The sequence below is a fragment of the Thermoactinomyces intermedius genome, assembly GCF_013912365.1.
Lineage (GTDB): Bacteria > Bacillota > Bacilli > Thermoactinomycetales > Thermoactinomycetaceae > Thermoactinomyces > Thermoactinomyces intermedius.
The window spans coordinates 1-26,129 of the sequence record NZ_JACETT010000052.1 but is presented as its reverse complement, the minus strand read 5'-3'; the positions used below and the strand labels follow the sequence as shown (position 1 = coordinate 26,129).

Here is a 26,129-nt window from a genome sequence, read left to right as displayed (position 1 = left end):
TATTTAAGAAGTTTAAAAAACACTCATTCCCATTTTTTTTAAAAAGGTGTAATATAATAATAATTAACGGATTGTGAGGTGATCGGTTTGAAACAATTGGCCCTTCACGAAATCGGTGAAGTGATTCGCAAGGTTCGAAAAGACCGCGGTTTGAGATTGGAAGACCTTGCCGATGAAAACATATCACCGGCGACGGTTTCCAACATCGAGCGTGGGGTCGCTCATGTGAGTCCTGAGAAAATTTCATATCTTCTGGAAAAATTGAATCTCCCCATGCGTAAATTACCAGAAATGCTCATGAAAGAGCAAGAAAAATTAAAAAAAGTTAAGTTCGAACTTCTCTCCATTGCCACATTGCGAAGAATCGGCCTGATCGATGAAGCATTAAAACGCCTGGATGCGCTTAATCTGGATGAAAACAACCCGTTCATCGCCCAGGCATACTATTACAAAGGCGAATGCTACATGAGCAAGCAAAAATGGAAACAGGCTGAGCGAACCTTGTATAATGCCCTTCGCATTTCACAGCAAAACCCTTATAAAGAAAGCAATATGGAGGCAGCCAGTTACCTTTTGCTCGGCTTGATCCGTTACAAACAAAACAATATCGAACAGGCCTTGGAAATGACAAACAACGGCATCGAAGCATTTAAAGACTCAGGAGATAATCAGCACATCAAATATTTATTATACCGCAACAAAGGGGTTTACCTCCAGCGCATGGGACGAATCACCGAAGGGATGCGCCTGGTTCAAGATATATGGGATATGATCCCCCAGATCAACGACATCAGCACCCTGCTCAGTTTCTATTGGTTGCGTGCCGAATTTTCCCGCTTGTCCGGCTTGTTGGATGAAGCCATCGATTATGCGACAGAAGGCATCGAGATTTCGAGAAACAACAAGCAGTATGACAGCATGTGTGATTTGTGGACGGTTCTCGGCAGTGTTTACACCGCGAAAAAAGAATGGGAAATGGCAGAAACTTCGTTCAAAATGGCTTTGAAACTGGAAGGAAAATTCCCGCCTGACCAGCGGCTGACCACGGTTTACACCCGCCTGGGCATCCTCTACATCAAACAAGGCCGCAACGACGAGGCCAGCCAGACGTTAAAAACGGCGATCAGGTTGGCTGAAAAGTTTAACGACGCTCCCCGCTTAAGCACCAGTCTCATTATTCTCGGTGATTTGTGCCTGATGTGCGACCAAAGGGATGAGGCAATTTTAACTTATAAGAAAGCGCTTGAAATATCTCAAAAACATAAGTATCAGGATAAAGAATTCAAAATTTGGTTTAGTTTGGCACGCTGTTATGACGGATATGATGAAAAGGAATTTCAGAATTGCATGCGAAATATGTATAATGTAAAAAAAGGTTTTAATAGATGGGAGGTAGAGGATTATGAAAATAACATCTAAATTTATTTTCTCCGGGGTTGTGGCTGCTGCTGTGGGATTGACCGGATTTGCCTGTCCCGCGGTTCATGCAGCTCAAAGTGAACCGGGCGGATTGATCGCTCCCTTTCAAAGCGAACCGGGTGGATTATCCATTGAAGCGGATCCCTCCCAAAGCGAACCGGGCGGATTGGCAACTCCTTTTCAAAGCGAGCCGGGCGGACTTTAAAATTGGAAGATTCATGCATTGGATCCTCTTCAGAGGATCTTTTTTTAATGCCGTTAAGTCTTTCGGTTTTCGATGAATGAGGAGATATGATATACTTTTGTTCATGTGATACGGTACACAAAAAAGTGTCCCCTTACCCTTCGACAAAGAAAGGATGTATCAAATGAAGGAAATGGATGCACATCAAATCATTGAGTTTATTCAAAAAAGCGAAAAAAAGACTCCCGTGAAAGTACACATTAAAGGGGATTTGGAACATATTGATTTTAAAGGTGCCAAAACTTTCATCCAAAACGGTGTGGGTGTTGTTTTCGGCGATTGGAAAGAACTGCAACCCATTCTTGAAGAAAACAAAGATAAAATTGAAGACTATGTCATCGAAAACGACCGCCGAAACTCGGCCATTCCTCTCTTGGATTTGAAAGACATTCCGGCACGGATTGAACCGGGCGCCATCATCCGCGAAAATGTGGAAATCGGGAAAAATGCAGTCATTATGATGGGGGCCATGATTAATATCGGAGCCGTCATTGGCGAAGGAACCATGATCGATATGAACGTGGTGGTCGGCGGCCGCGGAACCATCGGGAAAAACTGCCACATTGGCGCAGGTGCCGTGATTGCCGGCGTGATTGAACCTCCTTCTGCAAAACCGGTCGTAATTGAAGACGATGTCGTGATCGGTGCCAATGCCGTGATTCTGGAAGGGGTCCGGGTCGGAAAAGGAGCGGTTGTGGCCGCCGGTGCGGTCGTGACCAAAGACGTTCCCCCAAACAGCGTGGTGGCAGGAACCCCGGCACGCGTCATCAAATCCATTGACAGCCAAACCCGTTCCAAAACTGAAGTGATTCAGGCATTGCGCGAACTTTAAAACATCCCGGCCCCATTCAGGGGCTCATTTTATATTTGCAGGAGGAACAAGTATGTCAGACTGGCAACATCTGGATCAAACGTATCTTTTTCCAACCGTCCGGCGGCTGCCGGTCACCATTGCCGCGGCCGAAAACAATTGGTTGATCGACACGGAAGGAAAGCGCTATTTGGATCTGTTCACAGGCCTTGCCGTCAATATTTTGGGGCACTCCCATCCCCATTTGATGAAAGCGTTGGATGAACAGGGACACCGCTTTTTACACATCTCCAATCTTTTTCTCAATCCGCCGGCCATCCGCCTTGCTCAGCGGCTGGTCCAAAACACCGTCGGCACCGGCCGGGTTTATTTTGGCAATTCCGGAGCCGAAGCCACCGAAGCAGCCATCAAGCTGGTCCATAAATGGTCGGTGAAACATGCACCGGACAAAAAAGGGATCGTCGTGATGAAAAACAGTTTCCACGGCCGTACGTTGGGCGCTTTAAAATTAACCCGCCAACCCGGGGTGTATCAGGATTATCCGCTGATTGACTATCCGGTTTATGAAGTGGAAGCCAACCAACCGGAAGAATTGGTCCGGGTTTGTGAAGAAGCCAGGCCCGCCGCCATTCTGGTGGAACCGATTTTGGGATCCGGGGGCATCATCCCGCTGACGGAAGAATATCTGCAAACCATTCAACAGATCTGCCAATCCAAAGAAATGCTTTTCTTGGTTGACGAGATCCAAACCGGGCTCGGGCGCACGGGCACCCTTTTCGCCTATCAGGCTTATTCACTGAAACCGGATTTGATTTTGTTTGGAAAAGGGATCGGAGGCGGCTTGCCGCTGAGCGGAATCATCGCCGGCGAGAAACTGCAAAATGAATTCCGACCCGGGGATCACGGAACGACCTTTGCCCCTTCCCCGTTGAGCGCCGCCCTCGGAAATGCGGTGTTGGATGTCTTATTGGAACAAGGCATGTTGGAACAAGGAAAGAAAACAGCCGGTTTGCTGTGGTCCCGTTTACATGAACTCAAAGAAACCTTTCCAACCCTGATTAAAAACATCCGGGGACGCGGCATGATGATCGGAATCCGGACCAATCTTTCCCCGGAGGCGCTCCAATCTTTGCAAAAAAATCTGATGGAAGACGGAATTTTGGTCAATATCACCGCCGGGACCGTGATGCGGCTGCTTCCTCCCCTGACACTGACGGAAGAAGAAATTGACACCCTCATGAACGCGTTGAACAAACACCTGCAAGCAAGAAAGCAATGAGAGGAGGGTTCAGATTGGATGTCAAGCAAGCTTCGCCTTTTATCGAATTGCGGCATCAGTTGCATCAAATTCCGGAACCCGGCTTTCAGGAATTCAAAACCCAACAGCATCTGTTGAATTATCTGGAAACCTTGCCAGAACACCGGCGGATCATTCGCACTTGGAAAACGGGCATTTTGGTGAAAGTTCCCGGGAAAAACCCGAAAAAATGCATCGGTTACCGGACGGATATGGACGGGCTCCCGATGGAAGAACAAACTTCCTATCCCTTCGGCTCGCTTCACGAAGGTTATATGCACGCATGCGGGCACGACATGCACATGGCAATCGCTTTGGGCATTTTAACGCATTTTGTCCATCATGAGACGGATGATGACCTACTGTTCATTTTCCAGCCGGCGGAAGAAGGGCCCGGAGGCGCTTTGCCGATGTTAAAAAGCCCCGAATTTAATGAATGGAGACCGGATGTCATCTTTGCGCTTCATGTCGCTCCGGAATATCCGGTCGGAACCATTGCCTTGCGTCCGGGGTTGCTCTTTGCCAATACATCGGAACTTTTCATCGATCTTCACGGGACCGGCGGCCATGCAGCCCGTCCCCATCTGGCCAATGACATGGTCATCGCCTGTGCCCAACTGGTCCAACAACTTCAAACCATTGTTTCCCGCAATTTGGATCCTTTGGATGCCGCCATCATCACGATCGGAAAAATCGAAGCCGGAACGAAACAAAACATTATTGCGGACCATGCGCGTCTGGAAGGAACCATCCGCACCAAATCCATCGAGTCCATGAATTTGGTCAAAAGCCGGATCCGGGAATTGGTCCGGGGCATCGAAACCGGCTTTCAATGCCGGGCGGACATCGATTGGGGATGCAACTACTGCCAAGTCTACAATGATGAAAAATGGACAAAATCCTTCATGGAGTTTGTCGACAAACATACCCCTTACGAGCTCGTGCAATGCGATGAATCGATGGCCGGAGAAGATTTTGGCTACTTTTTAAATGAAATCCCCGGCTTTATGTTTTGGCTGGGGGTGGAGACCCCGTACGGATTGCACCATCCCCAAATGGAACCCCGGGATGAAGCGATTCCCGTCGCCGTTTCAGTCATGACCAAATACCTGGAACACCTGGGCAACCGCCCGCAAACATGATGACATCCTCTGATGAGGATGTTTTTTTTTAGCCCAAAATCGAAAAGAAAGGTTTACCTTTTGATCATCTCAGGGTACTATATAATAGAACAATGTTATGTTATGGAGGTTGCATCGTTGAATAAGCTGATTAAAATCCTGATTCATGCAAGCACTTGGTTTGCACCGGTTCTTCTCCCGCTGATTACTTGGTTAATCGTAAAGGACCGGGACGTCAAACGATTGTCTTTACAAGCTCTTGTCTTTCATGCCATTTTCTTGCCGTTGTTTTTCATCTCCAAAGTTCTTTCCTTTCTAATCATCGGAGTTCCTTTTGCCATTATTTTCGGCATCATGTTGATCTATTTCCCGGTCAAGGGAATTGCTTATGCCTGGTGGGAAAAACCATATGAATACCCTGTTGCCAAATGGTTTATCCATTAAAATAGCGAATTTTTTCCGGCCCGTCCGGTTTCTTGAAAGCACATCATGCCGGACGGTGGTGTGCTTTTTGGCATCAGGCTGCAAACGAACAAAGGCTGCCCGCTCATCTCCGTCCAGGCAGCCTCTTTTTATCGCTCCTCAATCATTAATCGATCGTTGCCGCGTTTGTGAAATAACGCCGGATCAGGGCGTTCCACCTAAACATCGCGATCTTTTCCGGTAATCAGAAACAATCAGCAGGAATGTGGTTGATTCCGACCGTGTGCTCCACTTTCATGACAAAAGCGATTCCTTTTCCGGGTTTGTCCAATTGGCCGCTTTTCATGATCGCATCCAGGACCCGTTCAGTTTTTTTGCGGTCAATCAGCGTCAGAATCACTTCTTTTTCCGGTTCGATGACAATATTGAACAACTTGGCTTTTTCGCGGATTCCAGTACCGCGTCCCTGCAGGATGGTGCCCCCTTCGGCGCCTGCCTTTTTGGAAGCTTCCACGACCTCTTGTGCAAACCCTTTGTTCACGATGGTCACAATCAAATCATATTCAATGTCCGGTTGAGTCATTGTTTTCGTCCTCCTTACGGGATCCGGGTTCAAACAAATGGGAAATCCCGGCGATTTTTTTCGTATCCATGACAAAACCGATCCCGTTTCCCGGCCGGTCGAGCCCCCCCGCTTCTTTCACCGCTTTCAAAATCGGTTGCAGCTTCTCTTCGGGAACCAAGGTCAAAATCACTTCTTTCTCCGGTTCAATGTGAATGCCCAGAAACGACACGCACTCACGGATTCCGCTGCCCCTGGCGAACATCACCGTTCCTCCTTCGGCCCCGGCTTGTTTGGAGGCTCTCACCACCCTTTTCGCCAGCCCTTTTTTCACCACCGTGACAATTAATTTGTGATCAGGTACTTTGCTCATTTTCTTTCTCCTTCCTTCTGTATAAAATCCCCAGAACCAATACAGAAAGGATCGGAGCCAGTGCCACCAGCGAAACCATGCCGAACCCTTCCATCAAAGGGTTCCGCCCCTCAATGACGGTGGCCACGCCAACAACCATGGACAAAATGAAAGTCACGGTCATGGGACCGGTGGCAACCCCTCCCGAATCAAACGCAATCGCTGTGAAACTGTCTTTTGAGAAGCGGGCCAACAAAAACACCAACAAGTATCCCGGAATAATAAAGTACCACAAAGGAATTCCAGCAAGGACCCGTAACATGGACAAAGCCACCGATACGGCAACCCCGATGGATACAGTATATAACATGACCTTTTCCGGAATGGATCCGGTCGACACTTTGTCCACCTGCTGGTTCAAAATTCTTACGGCCGGCTCTGCAAAAGTGGCGGCAAATCCGAGAAACAGCCCGATGGGAACAAGAATCCAGTTATACGAAAGATCCCCGAGAATCAAGCCCATCTGTTCACCGACGGGCATAAAGCCGATATGCACCCCTTGTAAAAAGAAGACCAATCCCAAGAAAGTAATGATAAATCCAACGGCAATATTCCCCACTTTGCGCCAAGGAAGTTTTAAATAAAAGAACTGAAAGAGCAAGAAGATCACAAACAAAGGAGACAATGCAAGGGCCACTTCAACCATGGCATCTGTCAGTCCGTGCAATGGATTGATCATGCATACACCACCCCTAACAACAATACGGAAAGCACCGGGCCGACCGAAGCCAATGCAACCAACCCGAAACCATCCGTGGAGGCACTTTTACCGCCCAGGACGGAAGCCACGCCCACACCCAATGCCATGATAAAGGGAACCGTCATCGGACCGGTGGTGACACCGCCGGAGTCCAGTGCGACCGGAACAAATTCGGTGGGAGCAAATAATGAAAGCACAAAAATAATGGCGTAACCTCCCATCAACAGATACAGAATCGGGATGTTGAAGATCATGCGAAGCATGGCAATTCCCACCGTCATACCCACACCCAATGCCACGGTGGAAATCAAAATGCCTTTGGGAATCGTTCCGCCGGTCACCATATCCACTTGAGAAGCAAGGACAATCACATCCGGCTCAGCCACCGTGGCGGCAAACCCCAAAACCACACTGATGAAAACTACCACACTCAGTTTCCCGGACTTTGACATGGAAGAGCCGATCATTTCACCGATGGGAAGCAACCCGATGTCCACCCCGACAAAAAACAAGAACAATCCCAATCCCACCATGACCACGCCGGTTAAAAACTGCAAAAACACTTCAACAGGCAAACCAATGACCGTGAATTGCAACAAAAAAATCACTGCCGTCATGGGAAGAATTGATAAAAGGACTTCTTTTCCGATCTGTTTGAGTTGATCCAATTCGGATTCCCCTCTCTGTTCATGTTTTGTTGTATGTTGCATTTGGCTTTTTCACAGCAGTCGATTTCGGCCCGGATCTTTTCATCCTTTGAAATTCCAAGGCATTTGAGGTCTTCAGAAAGGGTGGAGTGATATTGAAATACTTTTGGAGAGAAGGGCAAACCTCGTTCATAAGAGCCAAACGTTTTCCGCAAAGAATTCGTGCCGCTTTTCCCGCTCAGGATGATGCGGTAAGCATGTGTACCGGGTTTTTGGGTTTTGGGGGATAAAGAAACAGGTTTTAAATGCCTTGAGGCCGGGAATCTTTATAATGAAACATTGTTATGTTGTGGAGGTTTTGTTTTTGGATAAGAAAGGCATCAAAATTTTGGTTCATGCAAGCACTTGGTTTGCTCCCGTGCTTCTCCCGCTCATTGTCTATCTCATCTTTAAAGATCGGGATTTGAAACGTCTGTCACTGCAGGCCATTGTGTTTCATGCCGTGTTCTGGCTGCTGATTTCCGTCTCTTTTGTGTTTTCGTTTGTTTTGATCGGTATTCCATTTCTTGTTATGTTTTCCATCATGGGTCTTTATTATCCGGTCAAGGGAATGGTTTACGCATGGAAAGAGAAGTACTTTGAGTACCCGGTGGCCAAATGGTTCATTCACTAAACAAAAAAATCCCCCTTTTTCCAAAGGGGGATTTTTTTATAAAAGCCATTTTCCATAAAAAAACCTGCCACCTAAAGTTGTGGCAGGTTTGATCCGGGATCAACCAATGGAGCCTTCCATCTCGTAACGGATTAACCGGTTCATTTCCACCGCATATTCCATGGGCAATTCTTTGGTGAAAGGTTCAATGAAGCCCATGATGATCATTTGTGTGGCTTCGTCTTCGGTCAACCCGCGGCTCATCAGGTAGAACAATTGCTCTTCACTCACTTTGGATACGGTTGCCTCGTGTTCCAACACCACATCATCATTTTTGATTTCATTGTAAGGAATCGTATCCGAAGTCGACTCGTTATCCAAAATCAAGGTATCGCATTTCACATTGGCTTTGGATCCCGTTGCATTTTTTCCAAAGCTGGACAAACCGCGGTAGGTGACTTTTCCACCTTGTTTGCTGATGGATTTGGAAACAATCGTGGAAGTACAGTTTGGTGCCAGTGCCACGACTTTTGCCCCGGCATCCTGATGTTGCCCTTTTCCTGCCACGGCAATGGACAACACATCCGCTTTGGCCCCTTCGCCTTTCATGATGACAGCCGGATATTTCATCGTCAGCTTGCTTCCGATGTTGCCGTCCACCCATTCCATGTGTGCCCCTTTATAAGCAACTGCCCGTTTGGTTACCAGGTTGTAAACATTGGGAGACCAGTTTTGGATGGTCGTGTAACGGCAGCGGGCATTGTCTTTCACGATAATTTCCACCACCGCACTGTGCAACGAATCCGTGCTGTAGATCGGAGCCGTGCAACCTTCGACATAATGGACAAAAGCATCTTCGTCGACAATGATGAGAGTCCGTTCAAATTGTCCCATGTTTTGCGAATTGATCCGGAAGTATGCCTGAAGCGGAACTTCACAACGCACTCCCTTTGGAACATAAATAAAGCTTCCGCCGCTCCACACGGCACTGTTCAATGCGGCAAATTTGTTGTCCGAAGGCGGAACCACCGTTCCGAAATACTCTTTTAACAGCTCCGGATACTCACGAACGGCTGTGTCGGTGTCACAAAAGATCACGCCTTGCTCTTCGAGCTCTTTTTGCATGTTGTGATAAACCACTTCCGATTCATACTGTGCAGAAACCCCGGCCAGGAATTTCTGTTCAGCTTCCGGAATTCCCAGTTTATCAAACGTTTGTTTAATTTCATCCGGTACTTCGTCCCAAGATCTTCCTTGGCGTTCAGACGGTTTTACATAATAAGTGATATCATCAAAGTCGAGATCGTCCAGTTTTCCGGGCAAAAGGGAAAACCATTGGCTGTTTTCGGCATTGGGCAACGGCATTTTGTAAAACTGCTCCAATGCTTTCAAGCGAAACTTGAGCATCCAGTCCGGTTCACCTTTCATGCGGGAAATCTCTTCCACCACTTCCCGGCTCAGCCCTTTTTTCGAACGGAAAACCGAGACATCCTTATCGTGAAAACCGTACTTGTAATCCGACAGATCCGGCAATTGGTTGTTTGTCGTCACGGTTTTCTCCTCCTTATGATTTAGATTCGCGATATTCATTCATCCCTTTTTCAAGTGCTTTCCACGCTAAGGTCGCACATTTGATGCGTGCCGGAAATTTTGCAACGCCGGTCAGCGCTTCAATGTCTTCCAGCGGAAATTTATCCAGATCGACTTCTTCTCCTTGCATCATCCGGGAAAACAGATCAACCAGTTCCAGCGATTCTTCCACGGTCAATCCTTTGACCGCTTCGGTCATCATGGAAGCGGAGGCCAAGCTGATGGAACAACCTTCCCCCAAAAACTTCGCGTCTTGGACCCGGCCGTCTTCAATCCGCATCTGCAAAGAGATTTTGTCACCACAAGTCGGGTTGTTCAGATCGATGGTTATTGCTCCGTCTTCAATTCTGCCCCGATTCTTCGGTTTTTGATAGTGTTCCAAAATCACGCGACGATACAGATCATCCAAAGACATGGCCAAAATACTCCTTCGTTTTGATTAAACCTTCCGCCAACCGGTCGATGTCCGATTCATCATTGTACAAATAAAAGCTGGCTCTTGCTGTTGCCGGTACTTTCAACCAGCGCATCAGCGGCTGGCAGCAATGATGCCCCGCCCTGACGGCAATTCCTTCCGCGTCCAAGACGGTTGCGACATCATGCGGGTGCACTTCACCCAAATTGAAAGTAACCAACCCGATCCGCCCTTCTTTGGGGCCGTAAATGGTGATTCCGTCAATCTGTTGCAACTTGTCATAAGCATAAGCAGCCAGTTTGCGATCATGCTCTTCGATCCGGTCCATGCCGATGGATTCCAGATAATCAATGGCCGCACCGAGTCCGACCGCTCCGGCAATAATGGGAGTTCCCCCTTCAAATTTCCAGGGCAGCTCTTTCCATGTCGACTCATAATCGCCCACATGATCAATCATTTCGCCACCGTATTCGATGGGTTCCATTTCATTCAGCAAATGCTCCCGGCCGTACAAAACGCCGATTCCGGTCGGACCGCACATCTTGTGTCCGGAGAAAGCGAAGAAATCCACATCCAAATCCTTGACATCCACTTTGATGTGGGGAATGCTTTGCGCGCCGTCCACCACGATATATCCGCCTTTTTGATGGATGTACTCCGCGATTTTTTTGATGGGATGAACCGTTCCCAACACGTTGGACACTTGCTGGATGGCAATGATCCTGGTTTTGTCGGTCACGGCTTGGCGCACCAAATCCATCGTCAGGGAGCCGTCTTCTTTGAGCGGAAAATATTTTAACCGCGCTCCGGTCCATTTGGCCACTTGCTGCCACGGAATCAAATTACTGTGATGTTCAGCCGGAGTGATCAAAATCTCGTCCTCCGGATTCAGCACGGAAGTGGCAAAACTTCTTGCGACCAGATTCAGCGATGTGGTGGTTCCTCTGGTGAAGACAATCTCTTTGGTTGAATCCGCATTGATGAAACGGCGTACCTTTTCACGGGCTCCTTCATAGGCATCCGTCGCTCTGGAACCCAATGTGTGGACACCGCGGTGCACATTGGAGTTGTCCTTTTTATAATAGGCTTCCACCGCTTCAATCACTTGAAACGGTTTTTGTGATGTTGCAGCACTGTCCAAATAAACCAACGGGTGGCCGTTTACTTCCTGATCCAATATGGGAAAGTCTTTGCGGAATTCATTCATGATTTGATTTTCCTTTCAATCAGCCGATGAATCTGTTCACGCAATAATTCTGACGGAATATCCGAAATGATTGCATCCAGGAAACCGTGGATAATCAGTTTCTCTGCTTCCCTTTTGGGAATTCCACGCGACATGAGGTAATACATTTGCAGGGGATCCACTTTTCCCACGCTTGCCGCGTGTCCGGCGACGACGTCGTTTTCATCGATCAACAAAATGGGGTTGGCGTCCCCGCGCGCTTCCGGATGAAGCATCAACACTTTTCCGGATTGTTGCCCGTCCGATTTGCTGGCACCTTTTTCGATTTTGGTAATACTGTTCAAAATGCTCGAGGCTTTATCCGTCATGACGGAACGGGCATTGATAAAGCTTTCGGTATGCCGGTTCCAATGGTAAACCGATGACGTCACATTGGCTCTCATCTCACCTGTTCCGAGCACAACCGCCTTCACATCGGCCCGGCTGCCTTCCCCTTTGAGATGGGTAGTATTGTCGGAGACAACCTTTCCGTCGCTCAAATCCGCGATAATCCATTCCAAATGGCCGTCCCGGTCGACCAGTGAACGACGGTAAACCACATTCACCGCAGAAGCACCCAGGTTGCTGATTGTGGTCACCCGGACTTTTGCCTGTGCCCCGACAAATGCCTCGATGACGCTGTTGTTCATGGCCCCCGGTTCATCCGGATCCGAAATAAAGTTGGCCACAAAATCAACACGGCTTCCTTCTTCGGCAACGATCAGAATATGAGGCAGAAGGGCAGCCCCTTCACCGGACAACCAGAATAATCCGTTCAACGGAATTTGCACATCCACATTCTTCGGTACAAACAAGAACACCCCGCCGCTGTAAAGCGCAGCATGAATGGCAGTCAGACGATGTTCGTCTTTCTTCACCCCGTCCGTCATGAAGTATTTTTTGATCAACGGCTCATATTCTTTGGCGGCCGTGCCCAGGTCCGTGAAGACCACGCCTTTTTCACTCAATTCCGTGGACAGTTGCTTGAAAATGACACTGGCGTTTTTTTGCACCACCACACTGGGCTGTTCGCCAAACACAAACTCTTTGACGCCTTCCGGGAGTTCATCCAAAGATTGGACGGGAGCCTCTTCCCGGAAGGGTTCAAACCCGGTGAAGTTCCAACGGCTGATGTTGGTTTGTTGTACTTTGGGCAGTGGAAGTTGGGCAGCTTTTTTGAGTGCATCCAAACGACTTTGAAGCATCCAGGCCGGTTCCTGATTCTTTTGGGATACTTCTGTTACAACATTTTCATCAAAAAGCAATCGGGTATCTGTACTCATCCAAAATCACCAACCTTACGCCTTTTGACCAACGGTTTCGTCTTCAATGCCCAACTCTTCTTTCACCCAGTCGTAACCTTCTGCTTCCAAACGTTCAGCCAGTTCCGGCCCTCCTGATTTCACAATCCGTCCTTGCATAAAGACATGGACATGGTCCGGTTTGATGTAATTCAACAGGCGTTGATAGTGGGTGATCACAATCACGCCCAATTCCGGGCTCAGCATCGAGTTAACCCCTTTGGACACGACTTTCAACGCGTCAATATCGAGTCCGGAGTCCACCTCATCCAAGATGGCAATGCGGGGTTTCAACATCATCATTTGCAAAATTTCGTTCCGTTTTTTCTCCCCGCCGGAGAAACCTTCGTTCAGGTAACGGGTGGCAAACTTCTCATCCATTTCAAGAATTTCCATTTTTTTATCCATTTCACGGATGAACTTCATCAGCGAAATTTCTTTGCCTTCCCCGTTTTTGGCGTTAATGGCGCTGCGGATGAAGTCGGAGTTGGTCACGCCGCTTACTTCAGCCGGATATTGCATCGCTAAGAACAAGCCGGCACGCGCCCTTTCATCCACTTCCATTTCCAAAACATCTTTCCCGTCGAGCGTGACGCTCCCTTGGGTGACCTCGTAACGCGGATGACCCATCAAAGCGGAAGCCAGGGTGCTCTTACCGGTCCCGTTCGGACCCATGATCGCATGAACTTCTCCGCCATTGACTTCCAAATTGACGCCTTTCAGGATTTCTTTCCCATCCACGGATGCATGCAAATCCTTTATTATCAATTTTGGTGCTGTCGACATAGTCTCATCCTCCATCATGTCTTTTGCCCTTGTTTATCTCCTGAACCGCAACGGGTTGTCATCAACCGGAGATATTCCCTCAACACCGCCCGTGTGGACGGCGTGAAAAGAAAAACCAATCAGACAATCACCCTAAATTAAAGTGATTATCACCTGATTCTCATTTCATTTTACTTCACGATCTGGGGTATATCAAGTGAAGATTGGAAATCGTGCGGTTTCAGTCCTGTTCTTTCAATGTGAAGTTATTGGTATTTTTTCTTCATGAGCACAAAACTACTCATAAATATAACATTTCATCGCCGCACATGAAACTTCATTCTCCGGAAAACGGAAAACGGATGCAAACCCTTTCAAAATTGTCGCATTTTCCCGCAAATGCCCCCGAAATCTTTAATTTTCCCTTGCTTTTCAGCCCGTTTTCAGGCAAAATATCTTTAGGAGGTTTTTTTCGGAATTCATCGAAATATTTTGCCTCGGGAGATTTTTTCTGCCATCATCAGGTTGATCATCTTTTTTTATTTCCGCACCTTTTTGAATAAGCGCGTTGGTAGGAGGAATTTTTATGGAAAAAAGCACTTACAGGGTTTCGAAAGAACCATCTTGTATGCCCCCATCTCTCAGCTCTCCGATCGGAATTTACACCAAACCTGCCACAGACACACAATACAAAACCAAAAAGCAACGGTCTTTTTTATTTGGCAACGTGATCATTTCCGAAGAGCCGTCAAACTTCAGCATACCCCTGAAAAAAAAAGATCAAGAACGGTATTTGAACAGCTTCCTTAAAAAAAAATTGCTGCAGCTTTGGAAAAAACATCGCCACATCCTCTCCGTTTCACACCCGTCCGAAGAAAAAACAAACCAGGAAAGAAAACAGATCTACGAAGAATTAAAAATGCTTTTGATCCAATCCTATGAGGAAGATTTCAACATCCCTTTAATCCCGTTCACTTTGTTCGGCTGGTTGCAGTATGTCAAACTCACCGCGCAAATCACGGGCAAAGCCAAAGATGCAAAGCAATGGGATGAATTGGCGCTGTTTTTCCAGCAATGTCACAAAAACCATTTGTTGACCGACCTCTTTGAGCAAAGGCCTGTAAACAAGTCTCTGGATCAATAGGACTGTATGACTATGTGTAATGATAAACAAATGAACAAGGCTTCATTCATTCATCTTTGTATGATTCCATTCAAAAGCAACCTGAATCAGGATGAGATATAAAACGGCAAAACACCGCCCGTCAGGCGGTGTTTTTCATTGGTAAAACTTTTCAGGAACCCTGCAGTTTGTTCATCATCATATATTCTTCTTTAAAATAGTTAATCACTTGTTCCATGATCACTTTTCTCGTCAAAATGCCCACCAACTTCCCTTTCAAATCAATGATCGGGATGTAGGGACGGTTGACCAGCACTTCGAAAGCAAACGAAAAAATGGAATTGGCCAAAATACCTGAATGATTTTTATTCATCGCTTCATTAACCGTATATCCTTTCAATTGCGAAAAATCAATTTCGTTACCTTGGCTGATCTTTAACATAAAATCCAGAATGTCGGTTTTGCTGATGATCCCCTCGACTTGTTCCTGATCATTCACCACGGGCACCGAATTGGTTCCCTTGCGGGTCAGTACCAATAAAGCGCGCTCCAGTGACCAGTCTGTGTGGACAACAACAACCTTTTCCTTCGGAATAATGTAAGGAGTAATCTCGCGTGAAAATAAATAATTGTTTTGATCCCGTTTCTGCATAAGCAAAAACTCCCTTACTCTTGGTAATCCCTCCGGCCATTACCACAGAGTGATAAAGATAAGCCCGATTTCCCGTCAAAATCTTTTCTCTTTTTTGTAATGATAACAGTTCCCCAACCATGTTATCTTGTTCCCGAAACCGCTGTCAACGCTCTTATCACTCTTTTATCCATTCCTTAACCTTATTTTATAACATCGCCGCTGATCCTTGAAATATTACGGCCATTAAAAAACAATCCGGCGATTTGCCGGATTGTCAACCTTAGTGGGAGAGGTTTTGCCCCTGAATCTGGGAGAGGTTTTGTTGGACCAGCGTGGCAGCTTGTGACATCGCCATTCCCCCTCCGAAGGCACTGCTTACACATGCCGCTTCCAGCACCTCTTGTGCGCTGGCTCCCTGGTCACAGGCTCCCTTGGTGTGATAAACAATGCAGTATTCATCATTCGTATAAACGCCGAGTGCCAGCGCGATCAAATGTTTTTCCTTCTTGGACAGGGCGCCGTCTTGAAAGCAAGCTTCCGTGAACGCGTTGTACGTTTCCACCACATGCGGAAGTTGCTCTTGGAGTTGGCCGATTCCTTTTTTATAATCCGTCAGGGATTGCTTGACAAAGTTTTCTTGCATCATTCATCTCTCCTTCCAGGACTAGTTTTCCAGAGAAAAAGAAAAATATACAAATATTCAAATCTGTTTCTGTAACTACAGTTATTATCTTTACATTAAGAAATATATTATTTTAAAATAGAGTAAGATCTTGAACCAATATTGAGAAAGCTTTTTTATAACAGAAAGGAAATGAAAATGGATCAGCAAAAACTACAATTGATCGGCATCATCTTACGCATGGTCAAAGAAATTTATGGAAAAACGATTCATTTGGAAAAGATCTTTCAAGCCAGCAGCGTACATATTTTAGCCCGTGACTTTGATCCGTTTAATGAACTGATTCAAATATTGGAGCTTCCGGATGAAGCCCACACGTTATTTTTGGAACTTGTTCAATTGTATTTGGATGACCAAATGACATTGAACGAGCTTTTGCTGGAATTTGAAAACCAAACCGGCAAAACCAAAGAAGAAGCTCATGCTTAATCCCATGGACTCCCTGCATGCGGAGTCCATGGTGTCCTTTCCCCGTTTCTTTTCATTTGATTGATCACCGCTCTTTCCCCGCCATCCGTCCTCATTGATCCTTGTTTCACCGTTTTGGTGTTTCACACTTAAATTATTATCTGTAAACTTCATCAACAAAAAATGCGATAATAATAAAAGTTTATATCATAACAGAAAGGGTTAACCTGTATGAGTACCTGGTTTCTCATCTCACTGGCCAGTGCCGTTACTTTCGGGTTGTCCGGATTTTTGATGAAAGTCAGTTCAGCCCGAAGCGGGGATGATGACTTTTTGTTATGGGGATTATACTTGACCGGCTCCCTCGGTTTTGGTTGGTGGGCGGTTAAAACCGGTGATATCCGGTTCACATGGCTCAACCTCGTGGCCGGAACTTTGGTGGGGATCGGTTCGGCTTTTGGAAACCTGTTATTTATGAAAGCCCTTTTGATCGGCCCTGCCAGCCTTACATCTCCTTTGGCCAATGCGAACATCCTTTTAACCATGGCCATGGCCATGCTCGTTTACGGCGAGAGCATCACGGTAACCGAAGCGGCCGGTGCATTTCTGTTGATTTCAGCCATCATGCTGTTGCCGGTGGACCCCAATGAAAACTTACGGATCCAAAACAGGCGCTGGTATCTGCTGATTTTCCTGGCCATGTTGTTGTTCTTTTTCAGAAACGGCGGATTAAAGATTACGGAAGAAATGAATCTTTCCAACACATCCATTTTGTTGATCAGCTATTTATTCGGATGGGTTTGGTTCACATGGCAAATTCTCCGCAAGGTGTCGCCGGCCGGGTTTTGCCAAAAAAGCCGTCTCACGGGAATGGTCTGGGGGTTGGGAGCAGGATTTTTTTCATTTGCCGGAATGCAACTCTATGCCATCGCTCTGGATCTTGGCCCTGCGTCCATCATTGCCCCGATCTTTTCCACAAACAGCCTGGTGGTTGCGCTGCTATCCATCCTGGTTTTTCGTGAACGCTTATCGCTGATGCAATCCGTGTCTTTGATCCTGTTGTTTGCCGGACTGGTTCTGATCCGCATTTGAATCGGGAAAAAGTTCTCCGGTGGTCCTTCGATTCTTTTCGAACTTTTGTTATTATTAATTCCTACTTATGTATAATCCATGCAAGCAAGGAGATTTGTCTGATGATCGAAATGTTGGCATTGCAAATCCTTCTTTTGATTTTATGTGGTGTCATCCATTATGTTTGTTTCTTTCTTTTGGATACTCGGTTTCGGGAAAAAGCGTTTTTGACCATGAAAATCATGCTGTATGTATCGCTTGCCGTGACCGTTCTCCATGTGATCTTCGTTCCCACTTTCGACGCCAAAATGATGTCCGTGTTTTCGCAATCTTTATGGATCATGATGACTTATGAACCTTTGGTTTTTCCATCCCCCCGGTCCCGGCACCGGGTGTGGCCCGTCAGTGAAAAGTTTGGAAAAAAAATCATGTATCCCAACCTGGTCATTTTTTTCATCACCTTTTTGTACGCCTTGAAAGCCGGCTACATCACCGGTGAGTGACCGGATTCGCCGGGCGGATCTTCTTCCTTTTGGAACCGGGATCCCGAACTGCCCGGATCTTTCAGCGCCATTTTTAACCGGCATCCTTACGCAAAGGAGTTCATGACCGATGAAAGCACCCGATTTTTCCCTTCCCGATTTAAACGGAAACATCCATCAACTGAGCGATTACCAGGGCCGGATAGTCTGGCTTGAGTTTTGGACGACCTGGTGTGCGGCTTGCCAGGAGGCCCTGGCCAAAAAAGAAATTTTTTACCGATCTTTAAAAACCAACCAGGTCGCTTTTCTCACGATCCATGTCTCCGGGCGCGAACCCGATCCGGACCGGGTATACCAATTTGTCAAAGAAGCCGGTTTTCATTTTCCGGTGCTGCGCGACCATGGCACCCGGACCTACGATGCTTACCGTCTCTCCTCGGTTCCCACCGATGTCCTGATCACACCGGAGGGCGAAATTCACGGCATTTATGACGAAACGGTCCCCTTCACCACCGTCATTCAAGAATTGGGAGTTCTCCTCTCCCCTGAATCTTCATCATAAAAAAGCGCCGGTTTTTCACCGGCGCCTTTTTCATCCGACATGAAATTCCCTTTTTCAAATGTTTGTTTATACCGTCATCGTTTGCCGAAGACATTTTCTTAAATTTTCCCGGTAGGGCGGACGGATCACACCGTACTCCGTGATGATCGCGGTGACATACTCCGCGGGCGTCACATCAAAAGCGGGATTATAGACACGGACCCCTTCGGGAGCAGTCGGCTTGCCCCAGCCGCTCACGATTTCCTCCGCCGGCCTCTCTTCAATCGGGATCCCGTCGCCCGTTTCCGTCGCCAAGTCAATCGATGAAGAAGGGGCTGCCACATAAAAAGGGATTTGGTGAGCCCTGGCCAGGACAGCCAAGCTGTACGTACCGATTTTGTTGGCAACATCCCCGTTGGCCGCAACCCGGTCCGTTCCGACAATGACCGCCTGAATCTTTTCTTGTTTCATCACGGCCCCCGCCATATTGTCACAAATCAGTGTGACGTCAATTCCCGCCTGCATCAACTCATAGGCGGTCAGCCGCGATCCCTGCAACACCGGCCGTGTCTCGTCGGCATACACTTTGAGGTTCCATCCCTTCTCCCGGGCGAGATACAGCGGAGCCAAGGCGGTCCCGTACGCACCGGTGGCCAGCCCTCCGGCATTGCAGTGAGTGAGGATGCCCATGCCGTCGTGCAAAAAAGGCAGCAGATGCTCCCCGATTTTCCGGCACACCCTCACATCCTCTTCATGAATGGCTTTCGCTTCTTCCCATACTGCCTGCCTCAAAACGGATACCGGTCTCCCTTTGAACGATTCCACCTTGGTTTTCACCCGGTTTAAGGCCCATGACAAATTCACCGCGGTCGGCCTGGCCGAACTCAAATAGTCAACCATCCGTTCCAGCTCGGAGAAGAATATTTCTTCCCGCCCGGTGACGTGGCGCACGCCGAGATACAAACCGTAAACAGCGGCGATGCCGATGGCCGGCGCCCCCCGCACAGCCAATGTGACAATCGCATCCCAAACCTCTTCCGGGGTATAAAGGTGCAAATAAACGGTTTCACGGGGAAGCTTTCTTTGATCCAGCAAAACCAGATGGTCGTTTTCCCAAAAAACCGATTGCGGATGGGGAATTGTGTAATCCTGCTTCATTTCACCGTCAACCCTTCCCCGGCTTCCCGGGCAATCCGGATCAGGTCAGCCGCTGAATGTACCAAATGACGCTGCAGCACCAATTGCCGCCCGATTTCCAAAGCCCTGGTTTCCGCTTCGGCGCGGACAGCCGTGTCTTCGATCGATTCCAAATCCGCCACGGGAGCCAAACCAATCACACGCCGCATCATTTTACAACCGGCAAAGCCCGCCGCATCCTGAAGCACCTGGTACAATACATCATCCACATAGCCCGGTACGCACCACATTTCATCTTTGACATGCTCTTTCCAAAGTGCCCGAAACGTTTGTTCAAAGCCGCTCCAAATTTTTTCGGCGGTTTCCAGCAGCCAGTTTTGGTAGGTTTCCCTCTGCTTCCGGTCCCGGGTGTGCGCTTCATGGGAAACAAAAGAAAGGAAGAGATTGGCGATCACAGCCCCCACGTCAAAGCCGATGGGCCCGTAGTAAGCAAATTCCGGATCAATCACTTTGGTGCTGTCTTTTTTCACCATGACGGAACCGGTGTGAAGATCCCCGTGCAGCAAAGCTTGTGCCCGGGTCATAAAACTTTCTTTCAAATGGGCAATTTCTTTTTTCAGGCGGGCATCGTTCCAAATCGCTTCCACCGTTTCCCGGATCAAAGAGTTGAATGAATTGGTTTCGGCATCATAATAAGGATCAGTAAACACCAAATCCTCCGTGATCTTACACATTTCCGGATTGATGAAGCGGCGGACCTTCTCCTTTTTTTCCCTGGCATCCAGGTAGTATTCCGAAGTGAAAAAGAGCGTTTGAGCCAGATATTCCGCCAAATCCTCCGCCAACCGGGGATACACCTCTCCTTTGATCAGCCCTTTCCGCAAAATGATGTGATCGGACAAGTCTTCCATCACGGTCAAAGCCAATTGATCATCGTAGAAATAAACGCGAGGCACCAAATCCGGCACCCGTCGGGCCGCCAGCTTCAAGGCTTCTGCCTCGATGCGGGACCGCTCCAGCGTCAACGGCCATGACTCCCCGACCACCCTGGCATACGGAAGCGCCTGTTTGAAGATGAGGCTCCGTCCGGACGAACGGTCAGCAATGCGAAAGACCAAATTGAGATTTCCGTCGCCGATTTCCCTGCAGTCCATCTCTGCACCGGGGGCAAACCATTCTTTTTTCGAGTGGGCATATTGCACCGCATCTTCTTCCGTCAAAGGTTTATAATTTTCAAACATCGGTTGTTTCCTCCTTCCTCCGGGAAGTCCCGCACACAGGGCGGGACACCGTCAAGCCGTGAACTCCGGATCTTGATAAGGATGAGCCACCCATCCGGACGGATCGATAAACAGACGCACGGCCACCACTTTCCGGTTCTCCATCAACGTGAAAAAGTGAGGGGTGTTTTCCGGCACGGAGATCACATCTCCGGGAGAAAGCTCCACATCAAAATAACCGGTTCCTTCTTTTCCTTTAATCGTGAAAATCCCGTTTCCCGAGACGATGGCCCGCACTTCGTCTTCCGAATGGGTATGCACATTTTCAAACTTCTTCAAAAGCTCATCCAGATTTTCAGTCGCTTCGGACAACGCCACCACATCCCATTGGACATAGCCGTTTCGCTTGGCGAGCGATTGGATTTCCTCTTGGTAGGCCTTGAGAATCTCTTCTTGCTCTTCCTCATTCAACACAAACTTTTCCCTGAGATGTTCCGGAAGTTTCTCTGTCGGCCATTGTTCATACAACACGCCCTGTTCTTCGAGAAAGGAACGGACTTCTTCTGATTCCAACCGTTTTCCCGAATTTCTGATGTAAATTTGCGCCATGTGAAAAACCCCTTTCCGTCGGTCTATTGATTTAAAAGCTGAAGCTTCACCTGATACTCAAACAAAAACTCAAAAGCTTCCAAATGACGTTTGGCAGCAAATATGCTGTCACCCCATGCATAAATACCGTGATTGCGGATCAAAACCGCAGGAACCCGCGGGTCGGTCACTTCGCGGACTGCTTGGGCCAAGTCGGGAATCGAGGCATGATTGGGGACAATCGGCACCCGGATCACGGCTCCTTCCTCCCAGATGTTCAACGCCTTGATAATTTCATGCCCTGAAAAAGAAACATACCCGGCATCCCCGCACTGCTCCGAAATGAGATTATTATGAACAGTATGAATATGGAAGATTGCGCGGCAGTCTTTTATTTTTTGATAAATCGCCGTGTGAACCAAAGTCTCAGCCGAAGGTTTAAGCCGGGTCGGAAACGCCGGTTTCCCCTCCCGGTCCACCAGCAAAAAATCCTCCGGGGTATGGACGGTCTTATCTTTTCCGCTGGCCGTAATCGCAATCAGATCCGGTTCCCCCTCTTGGACGTCCATCCGGACCGAAAGGTTTCCGCTGGTGGCCGGAAACCATCCCCGACGGGCAAAAAGCTCTTTGATCTTTCGCAATTCCTCAAAAGCCCCTTCCACCTTTTCCATTTCCACCCGGATCCGTTCAGGATGTTCCAGTCGTGTCAAATTGTTTGCACCTCCCATGGCCCCGATGATGGCTCAAAATTTCGATCACATCATAAAACGTGTCAAAAGGCTGGTGATTCAGCCCCTGCTTACGGCATTGTTCCAGCAAAAAGTCCCGGGCAATCGTAAAATCAGCCAGTTTGGCAGCGGCCAAATCGGTAATGCTGTCTCCGATCACAATCCGTTCATACTCCTTTTCATCATAAGAACGGATCACACTGGTTTTGCACATGCCGCAGTCCCCGTCACAATGCTCGTCACAGGGATGCGGCCAGACAATGCGAATTGTCTCCCCGCTGAAATCACTGCCATTGCAAAAAATGTCTTCAGCGGGAATCGCAAAGCGGGTCAAAATCGGGTACACGAAGAAGTCGATCCCTCCGCTGGTGATCAACAGCCGGATATCATTTGCCCGGCAAAAGCGGATGAAATCTTCAAACCCGGGGCGGATTTCCGCCTGATCCACGGCGTAACGCACAATCTCTTCTTTTTTTGCCGTGGAAAGAAGCGAAAACATTTGCCCCACCCCCTGCCGGATACTGATGCGTCGGGCGAGGATGTCGTCTTTCAGCGCTTCCCAGCCGGGCGGGTCAAAATGCTTGAAAAGGTTGACGATGTTATCCTGATTGGTGATTGTTCCGTCAAAATCACAGAAAATCACCTGTTTCAACGAAGACGTCATGTGATACTCCCCCATTTGTCCAACGCCTGCTTTAATTCCGGGGAATCTTGGGCCGCTTCTTCCAACGGACGCCCTTTTACCGCAGCGCCGATCGCTTCGACAAATGCTTTTCCCCCTGCCGTCGAGCCTTGCGGATGGCCGTGAATGCCCCCGCCTGCATTGACGATGAGATCCGTTCCAAAATCCCGTACCATGGCCGGCACCAACCCCGGATGAATGCCGGCCGACGGGGACGGAAGGGATGGCCGGTGAACGGTGGAAGGTTGACGCAAGTTTTCAGCCACTTGGAGCGCATCCTCTTTCGGCATGGCCACCGAACCATAAGGCGAAGGATACAACACCATGTCCGCTCCGGCCCATCGCAACAATTTTCCCAACAGCAGCGGCGAACTCAAACCGTAATCATCAGAGGCGCAAACCGCTCCCGCAAAAGCCGGGTGAGCCATGACCGGCACATGGATATCGGGATCCTCTGCCAACCGGTGGAGAATATCCAGCCCGTAAGGAACCGCGTTTAAGAGGAAACAGTCCGCCCCTTGTTCTGCCAAACGCTTGGCTTTGTCGGCCAGTTGTGTCACCGGGCCGGTCAGGTTGACCGCATACCAAGTTTTTTTCCCGGTCCGTTCTTCCTTCTCCCGGTTGATCCTTTTGAAAATGCGGACTCTTTCTTCGGCAGGTGCATAATCCTCCCGGAAGAAAATCTCATCATCTTTGACCAGATCCACCCCGCCATCCACTTGTTGTTGATAAGCTTCCTCCAACTCATCCAATGTCATGCCGATGCATTGTTTAAAAATGCTCATCAACAGCGGACGGCCGGATACATCCAACTTTTGGCGGATGCCTTCGATTCCGAATTTGGGACCGGGAAACGCGTCCAAAAACGAATCGGGTGCTTCAATATCCAAGCACTTGATTTTTCCGTCCAAAGACAACTTGCCGAACACCGTGGTCAAAAGAGCGGGAAAATCCGGTGTCAGATTGCGGAGCGGATACCCGATTTTGCAAAGGGCACGCGGTTCTCCGTCCTTTCCCGGTGCCAGCCCGGTCACCTCAATCACTTCACCGAGATGGGCCGCCATCTGTTTTTTCCGGGTCTCCGGCAACTCCGTCCAAGTTCCCGCCGTCAAACCGACAGCAATGCTTTTGGCTTTTTTGTGGAAATCATGCTTCCCCTGAATCAGATAGGTCGCAATGATATACTCCCGATCGGTTGCCACTTGCCATCACCATCCCTCAATCAATGATGCTTTACCATACAGCGGTACCCGCCCGTTTATGCCGGGTAATGAAAAAAATCCCTTTCTGCACAGATGCAAAAAGGGATAAATCGATCTATCATTATCACCTTCTCTCATCTGTCAGAACCGCTCCGTGTCCTGCAGGAATTGGCACCTTTCTGCTTCAAGCAGATGGTTGCCGAGGCTTCCTCGGGCCTGTCCCTCCACCTCTCTGGATAAGAGAATCTGATCCGTTTATTCAGTTTTCATCAGTTTCTTTAATTTAGCATATAATTTTTAAGGAATCAATAATTTTGATTTAAATTTTTCATTTGATTTTTGAATAAACAAGTAAGCGCCGGAATGCTCACACTCCGGCGCTTTTCTTTGGGTCACAAGTTATTTAAAGCCTCTTGAATCGGTTGATCCCCTGTGACCAGATCAAACGAACGGCGATAAGTATTTTCATGTTCCAATGCTTCCGCCACGACTCTCGCCACATCAGCCCTCGGAATGGAAGCCGGTTGATCGATATGTTCACGGAGCAAGACCGTACCTTTGGCCGGGTCGTTTGTCAAGGCTCCGGGGCGAATGATGGTGTAATTGAGGGAACTGTTGCGCAATCGTTCATCTGCCCTTTTTTTGGCAACCAGATAATGGCGGATGGAATCCGGCCCTTTTTCCGGTTGATCCGCCCCGATGGAACTGATCATCACAAACCGACCGACTTGATGCTGTTCAGCAGCCTCAATTGCCTTGAAGGCCCCGTCCAGGTCCACCAAAATGGTTTTATCCGGACCGGTGTGACCGCCTGAACCGGCTGAAAATATGATTCCGTCCATACCCTCTGCCCAATGGGAAAAATCTTTTTCCAAATCGCCGATGACCACCTCATCCGCGCCCAGTCTTTGAATGACCGGCACTTGTTCTTCTTTGCGGACCATCGCCCGGAGGTGATGAGGCGTTTCTTTCAACAGCGATACCAATTTCCTGCCGATTTTTCCATTGGCGCCAAGGAGCAAAATATTCATGTTACCAGACTCCCTTTGATTGATGTTTCTTTTGTCACCATATGAACCTTTCCACCCGGACTCCCCCCCGTCAAACCTCTTTATGGTTAATTTCACATTTCCCCTTGTTCCTGATTCAATCTTTTTTTATAATGATCCCAGAACATATGTTCGATATCTTGTGGTGGGGGAGTCGCTATGCAATATCAGCCTGAAAAACTTTTGGATCTTGCGCATTTTTTGCTTCCCAATGATCCAACCTTGGCCGAAGAAGTCAATTTTTGCATAAAAAATCCCAAAGAATATTTATTAACCACGATGATGATGGATTCCGTCCCTCTTAGTAATCTTCCCTGGTTTGCATTGATTCACTCTTTGAAACAGCGAAATTTGATTTTCACATTCGACGAATCCCTCATCTCCGCCTGGTTCAGCACCAAACACGACAAAAAGTCCAAACGGTTTGCATGGGTGATCCGTGACGGCAAATGGAACGAAAGCCATTTCGCTTCTTCGGACCCGGTCAGCCATCCTTATGTCCGTTTTTTCTTTCAATTAGCCAACCATTATTTGGAACCCCTGCAATATGTTTTATGCTCTCTGACACCCACGCTTCATCCGTACACCTTGACCATTTTGCCCGTGCAGACGGCCAAACATTGCCAGGAACTGGCTTTTGAATCCGGATACGGGACCTTGTGGATTGAAAAGGATCTGCCCTTTCAACCGGAACCGCATTATGGGCTGTTGATTCCTGCGTTTATCCATCTGCTGGAAAAAGAAAACCCTTTTTGGGTCTCATGATGTAAGAAAAGCCCCGCAGACCGTGGTCTGCGGGGCTTTTCCCAGTGTTCCCTGAAAACCAAAGAGTGTGAGACATGACTCTTTGAAAAAATCGTTTTTGCTCGAAATGAGCTCCTTAGAAAGGAGGTGATCCATCCCCACCTTCCGGTAGGGATACCTTGTTACGACTTCACCCCAATCATCTGCCCCACCTTCGGCGGCTGGCTCCAAAATGGTTGCCTCACCGACTTCGG

Annotated in this window: 31 protein-coding genes, 1 rRNA gene, 1 pseudogene and 1 riboswitch; of the genes and pseudogenes, 13 read left to right on the top strand and 20 right to left on the bottom strand. The window is 48.1% G+C overall.

The window, feature by feature from the left end; all coding sequences use genetic code 11:
- The first annotated feature begins 87 nt into the window (after positions 1-87).
- The 6 genes from H1R82_RS12210 (at position 88) to H1R82_RS12185 (ending at position 5,336) form a co-directional block, all read left to right on the top strand.
- Positions 88-1,419 carry a helix-turn-helix domain-containing protein gene (locus H1R82_RS12210; RefSeq protein ID WP_181821669.1) on the top strand — a complete coding sequence of 444 codons (1,332 nt, stop codon included), beginning with the start codon at positions 88-90 and terminating at the stop codon, positions 1,417-1,419.
- Entirely contained in the window at positions 1,403-1,624 is a 222-nt protein-coding gene (locus H1R82_RS12205; protein ID WP_181732220.1) for a hypothetical protein, read from the top strand. The genes H1R82_RS12210 and H1R82_RS12205 overlap by 17 nt, the downstream gene beginning before the upstream one ends.
- A 163-nt stretch (positions 1,625-1,787) precedes the next feature.
- On the top strand, positions 1,788-2,495 hold the full coding sequence (gene dapD, locus H1R82_RS12200; protein ID WP_181732219.1) for a 2,3,4,5-tetrahydropyridine-2,6-dicarboxylate N-acetyltransferase: 708 nt from the start codon (positions 1,788-1,790) through the stop codon (positions 2,493-2,495).
- 52 nt (positions 2,496-2,547) lie between these two features.
- On the top strand, positions 2,548-3,753 hold the full coding sequence (locus tag H1R82_RS12195) for an aspartate aminotransferase family protein (protein ID WP_181732218.1): 1,206 nt from the start codon (positions 2,548-2,550) through the stop codon (positions 3,751-3,753).
- A gap of 14 nt (positions 3,754-3,767) precedes the next feature.
- Positions 3,768-4,913: an N-acetyldiaminopimelate deacetylase gene (locus H1R82_RS12190; RefSeq protein ID WP_232333994.1), complete on the top strand. Its 1,146-nt coding sequence runs from the start codon at positions 3,768-3,770 to the stop codon at positions 4,911-4,913.
- Between the two features lie 117 nt (positions 4,914-5,030).
- The gene (locus tag H1R82_RS12185; protein WP_232333995.1) at positions 5,031-5,336 is read left to right on the top strand and encodes a magnetosome magnetite crystal formation protein family; all 306 of its coding nucleotides are present in this window, start codon (positions 5,031-5,033) and stop codon (positions 5,334-5,336) included.
- A 223-nt stretch (positions 5,337-5,559) separates the two neighbouring features.
- Here the strand turns inward: H1R82_RS12185 and H1R82_RS14730 are convergent, their stop codons facing one another.
- From H1R82_RS14730 to H1R82_RS14955, 5 genes and pseudogenes are all read right to left on the bottom strand, one after another.
- Positions 5,560-5,898, bottom strand: a complete 339-nt coding sequence (locus H1R82_RS14730) for a P-II family nitrogen regulator (protein ID WP_181732215.1) — start codon at positions 5,896-5,898, stop codon at positions 5,560-5,562.
- Positions 5,879-6,250 carry a P-II family nitrogen regulator gene (locus H1R82_RS14725; RefSeq protein ID WP_181732214.1) on the bottom strand — a complete coding sequence of 124 codons (372 nt, stop codon included), beginning with the start codon at positions 6,248-6,250 and terminating at the stop codon, positions 5,879-5,881. The genes H1R82_RS14730 and H1R82_RS14725 overlap by 20 nt, the downstream gene beginning before the upstream one ends.
- A complete protein-coding gene (locus tag H1R82_RS12170; protein WP_181732213.1) occupies positions 6,234-6,968 on the bottom strand; it encodes a DUF1538 domain-containing protein in 735 nt (244 codons plus the stop codon). The genes H1R82_RS14725 and H1R82_RS12170 overlap by 17 nt, the downstream gene beginning before the upstream one ends.
- On the bottom strand, positions 6,965-7,657 hold the full coding sequence (locus tag H1R82_RS12165; RefSeq protein ID WP_181732212.1) for a DUF1538 domain-containing protein: 693 nt from the start codon (positions 7,655-7,657) through the stop codon (positions 6,965-6,967). Before H1R82_RS12165 ends, H1R82_RS12170 begins: the two co-directional genes overlap by 4 nt.
- Positions 7,658-7,716: 59 nt before the next feature.
- Positions 7,717-7,893 (bottom strand): annotated as a pseudogene (locus H1R82_RS14955) (site-specific integrase); the annotation flags it as partial.
- A gap of 107 nt (positions 7,894-8,000) precedes the next feature.
- Between H1R82_RS14955 and H1R82_RS12160 the strand changes: the two are divergent.
- Complete coding sequence (locus tag H1R82_RS12160; protein ID WP_181732211.1) at positions 8,001-8,309, top strand: DUF4870 domain-containing protein; 309 nt, start codon at positions 8,001-8,003, stop codon at positions 8,307-8,309.
- 99 nt (positions 8,310-8,408) lie between these two features.
- Here H1R82_RS12160 and sufB read toward each other — a convergent pair whose 3' ends face one another.
- The 5 genes from sufB to sufC are packed head-to-tail and all read right to left on the bottom strand — an operon-like array spanning position 8,409 to position 13,605.
- On the bottom strand, positions 8,409-9,821 hold the full coding sequence (gene sufB / locus H1R82_RS12155; RefSeq protein ID WP_232334001.1) for a Fe-S cluster assembly protein SufB: 1,413 nt from the start codon (positions 9,819-9,821) through the stop codon (positions 8,409-8,411).
- Between the two features lie 31 nt (positions 9,822-9,852).
- Positions 9,853-10,293 (bottom strand): Fe-S cluster assembly sulfur transfer protein SufU, encoded by a 441-nt coding sequence (gene sufU, locus H1R82_RS12150; RefSeq protein ID WP_220215033.1) that lies wholly within the window; start codon positions 10,291-10,293, stop codon positions 9,853-9,855.
- Positions 10,280-11,500 (bottom strand): cysteine desulfurase, encoded by a 1,221-nt coding sequence (locus tag H1R82_RS12145; RefSeq protein ID WP_181732209.1) that lies wholly within the window; start codon positions 11,498-11,500, stop codon positions 10,280-10,282. Before H1R82_RS12145 ends, sufU begins: the two co-directional genes overlap by 14 nt.
- The gene (gene sufD / locus H1R82_RS12140) at positions 11,497-12,801 is read right to left on the bottom strand and encodes a Fe-S cluster assembly protein SufD (RefSeq protein ID WP_181732208.1); all 1,305 of its coding nucleotides are present in this window, start codon (positions 12,799-12,801) and stop codon (positions 11,497-11,499) included. Before sufD ends, H1R82_RS12145 begins: the two co-directional genes overlap by 4 nt.
- 15 nt (positions 12,802-12,816) lie before the next feature.
- Complete coding sequence (gene sufC, locus H1R82_RS12135) at positions 12,817-13,605, bottom strand: Fe-S cluster assembly ATPase SufC (RefSeq protein WP_181732207.1); 789 nt, start codon at positions 13,603-13,605, stop codon at positions 12,817-12,819.
- Between the two features lie 565 nt (positions 13,606-14,170).
- Between sufC and H1R82_RS12130 the strand changes: the two genes are divergently transcribed.
- Complete coding sequence (locus tag H1R82_RS12130) at positions 14,171-14,728, top strand: hypothetical protein (protein ID WP_181732206.1); 558 nt, start codon at positions 14,171-14,173, stop codon at positions 14,726-14,728.
- Between the two features lie 151 nt (positions 14,729-14,879).
- On the opposite strand, the gene H1R82_RS12125 is transcribed toward H1R82_RS12130, so the two are convergent.
- Entirely contained in the window at positions 14,880-15,359 is a 480-nt protein-coding gene (locus H1R82_RS12125; protein WP_181732205.1) for a CBS domain-containing protein, read from the bottom strand.
- A 262-nt stretch (positions 15,360-15,621) separates the two neighbouring features.
- A complete protein-coding gene (locus H1R82_RS12120; RefSeq protein ID WP_037994793.1) occupies positions 15,622-15,987 on the bottom strand; it encodes a carboxymuconolactone decarboxylase family protein in 366 nt (121 codons plus the stop codon).
- Between the two features lie 174 nt (positions 15,988-16,161).
- Between H1R82_RS12120 and H1R82_RS12115 the strand changes: the two genes are divergently transcribed.
- From H1R82_RS12115 to H1R82_RS12100, 4 genes are all read left to right on the top strand, one after another.
- Positions 16,162-16,452, top strand: a complete 291-nt coding sequence (locus H1R82_RS12115; RefSeq protein ID WP_181732204.1) for a hypothetical protein — start codon at positions 16,162-16,164, stop codon at positions 16,450-16,452.
- 210 nt (positions 16,453-16,662) lie between these two features.
- Positions 16,663-17,523: an EamA family transporter gene (locus H1R82_RS12110; protein ID WP_181732203.1), complete on the top strand. Its 861-nt coding sequence runs from the start codon at positions 16,663-16,665 to the stop codon at positions 17,521-17,523.
- Positions 17,524-17,624: 101 nt separating this feature from the next.
- Positions 17,625-18,005 (top strand): hypothetical protein, encoded by a 381-nt coding sequence (locus H1R82_RS12105; RefSeq protein WP_181732202.1) that lies wholly within the window; start codon positions 17,625-17,627, stop codon positions 18,003-18,005.
- A gap of 109 nt (positions 18,006-18,114) precedes the next feature.
- Positions 18,115-18,546: a TlpA disulfide reductase family protein gene (locus H1R82_RS12100; RefSeq protein ID WP_181732201.1), complete on the top strand. Its 432-nt coding sequence runs from the start codon at positions 18,115-18,117 to the stop codon at positions 18,544-18,546.
- Between the two features lie 66 nt (positions 18,547-18,612).
- Here the strand turns inward: H1R82_RS12100 and mtnA are convergent, their stop codons facing one another.
- The 7 genes from mtnA to H1R82_RS12065 all read right to left on the bottom strand — a co-directional run bounded on the left by mtnA (position 18,613) and on the right by H1R82_RS12065 (position 25,113).
- Positions 18,613-19,683, bottom strand: a complete 1,071-nt coding sequence (gene mtnA / locus H1R82_RS12095; RefSeq protein WP_181732200.1) for an S-methyl-5-thioribose-1-phosphate isomerase — start codon at positions 19,681-19,683, stop codon at positions 18,613-18,615.
- Positions 19,680-20,903, bottom strand: a complete 1,224-nt coding sequence (gene mtnK, locus H1R82_RS12090; protein ID WP_181732199.1) for an S-methyl-5-thioribose kinase — start codon at positions 20,901-20,903, stop codon at positions 19,680-19,682. The genes mtnA and mtnK overlap by 4 nt, the downstream gene beginning before the upstream one ends.
- A gap of 51 nt (positions 20,904-20,954) precedes the next feature.
- Positions 20,955-21,491, bottom strand: a complete 537-nt coding sequence (locus H1R82_RS12085) for a 1,2-dihydroxy-3-keto-5-methylthiopentene dioxygenase (RefSeq protein WP_181732198.1) — start codon at positions 21,489-21,491, stop codon at positions 20,955-20,957.
- Between the two features lie 23 nt (positions 21,492-21,514).
- The gene (mtnB, locus tag H1R82_RS12080; RefSeq protein WP_232334002.1) at positions 21,515-22,141 is read right to left on the bottom strand and encodes a methylthioribulose 1-phosphate dehydratase; all 627 of its coding nucleotides are present in this window, start codon (positions 22,139-22,141) and stop codon (positions 21,515-21,517) included.
- A gap of 16 nt (positions 22,142-22,157) precedes the next feature.
- On the bottom strand, positions 22,158-22,862 hold the full coding sequence (locus H1R82_RS12075) for a 2-hydroxy-3-keto-5-methylthiopentenyl-1-phosphate phosphatase (RefSeq protein WP_269747559.1): 705 nt from the start codon (positions 22,860-22,862) through the stop codon (positions 22,158-22,160).
- Positions 22,859-24,082: a 2,3-diketo-5-methylthiopentyl-1-phosphate enolase gene (locus tag H1R82_RS12070; protein ID WP_181732196.1), complete on the bottom strand. Its 1,224-nt coding sequence runs from the start codon at positions 24,080-24,082 to the stop codon at positions 22,859-22,861. Before H1R82_RS12070 ends, H1R82_RS12075 begins: the two co-directional genes overlap by 4 nt.
- A gap of 131 nt (positions 24,083-24,213) precedes the next feature.
- A riboswitch (SAM riboswitch) is annotated at positions 24,214-24,325 on the bottom strand.
- Between the two features lie 149 nt (positions 24,326-24,474).
- The gene (locus tag H1R82_RS12065; protein ID WP_181732195.1) at positions 24,475-25,113 is read right to left on the bottom strand and encodes an SDR family oxidoreductase; all 639 of its coding nucleotides are present in this window, start codon (positions 25,111-25,113) and stop codon (positions 24,475-24,477) included.
- A gap of 177 nt (positions 25,114-25,290) precedes the next feature.
- Between H1R82_RS12065 and H1R82_RS12060 the strand changes: the two genes are divergently transcribed.
- Complete coding sequence (locus H1R82_RS12060) at positions 25,291-25,896, top strand: DUF6630 family protein (RefSeq protein WP_181732194.1); 606 nt, start codon at positions 25,291-25,293, stop codon at positions 25,894-25,896.
- Between the two features lie 119 nt (positions 25,897-26,015).
- On the opposite strand, the gene H1R82_RS12055 is transcribed toward H1R82_RS12060, so the two are convergent.
- Positions 26,016-26,129: ribosomal RNA gene (locus H1R82_RS12055) — 16S ribosomal RNA — on the bottom strand; the annotation flags it as partial.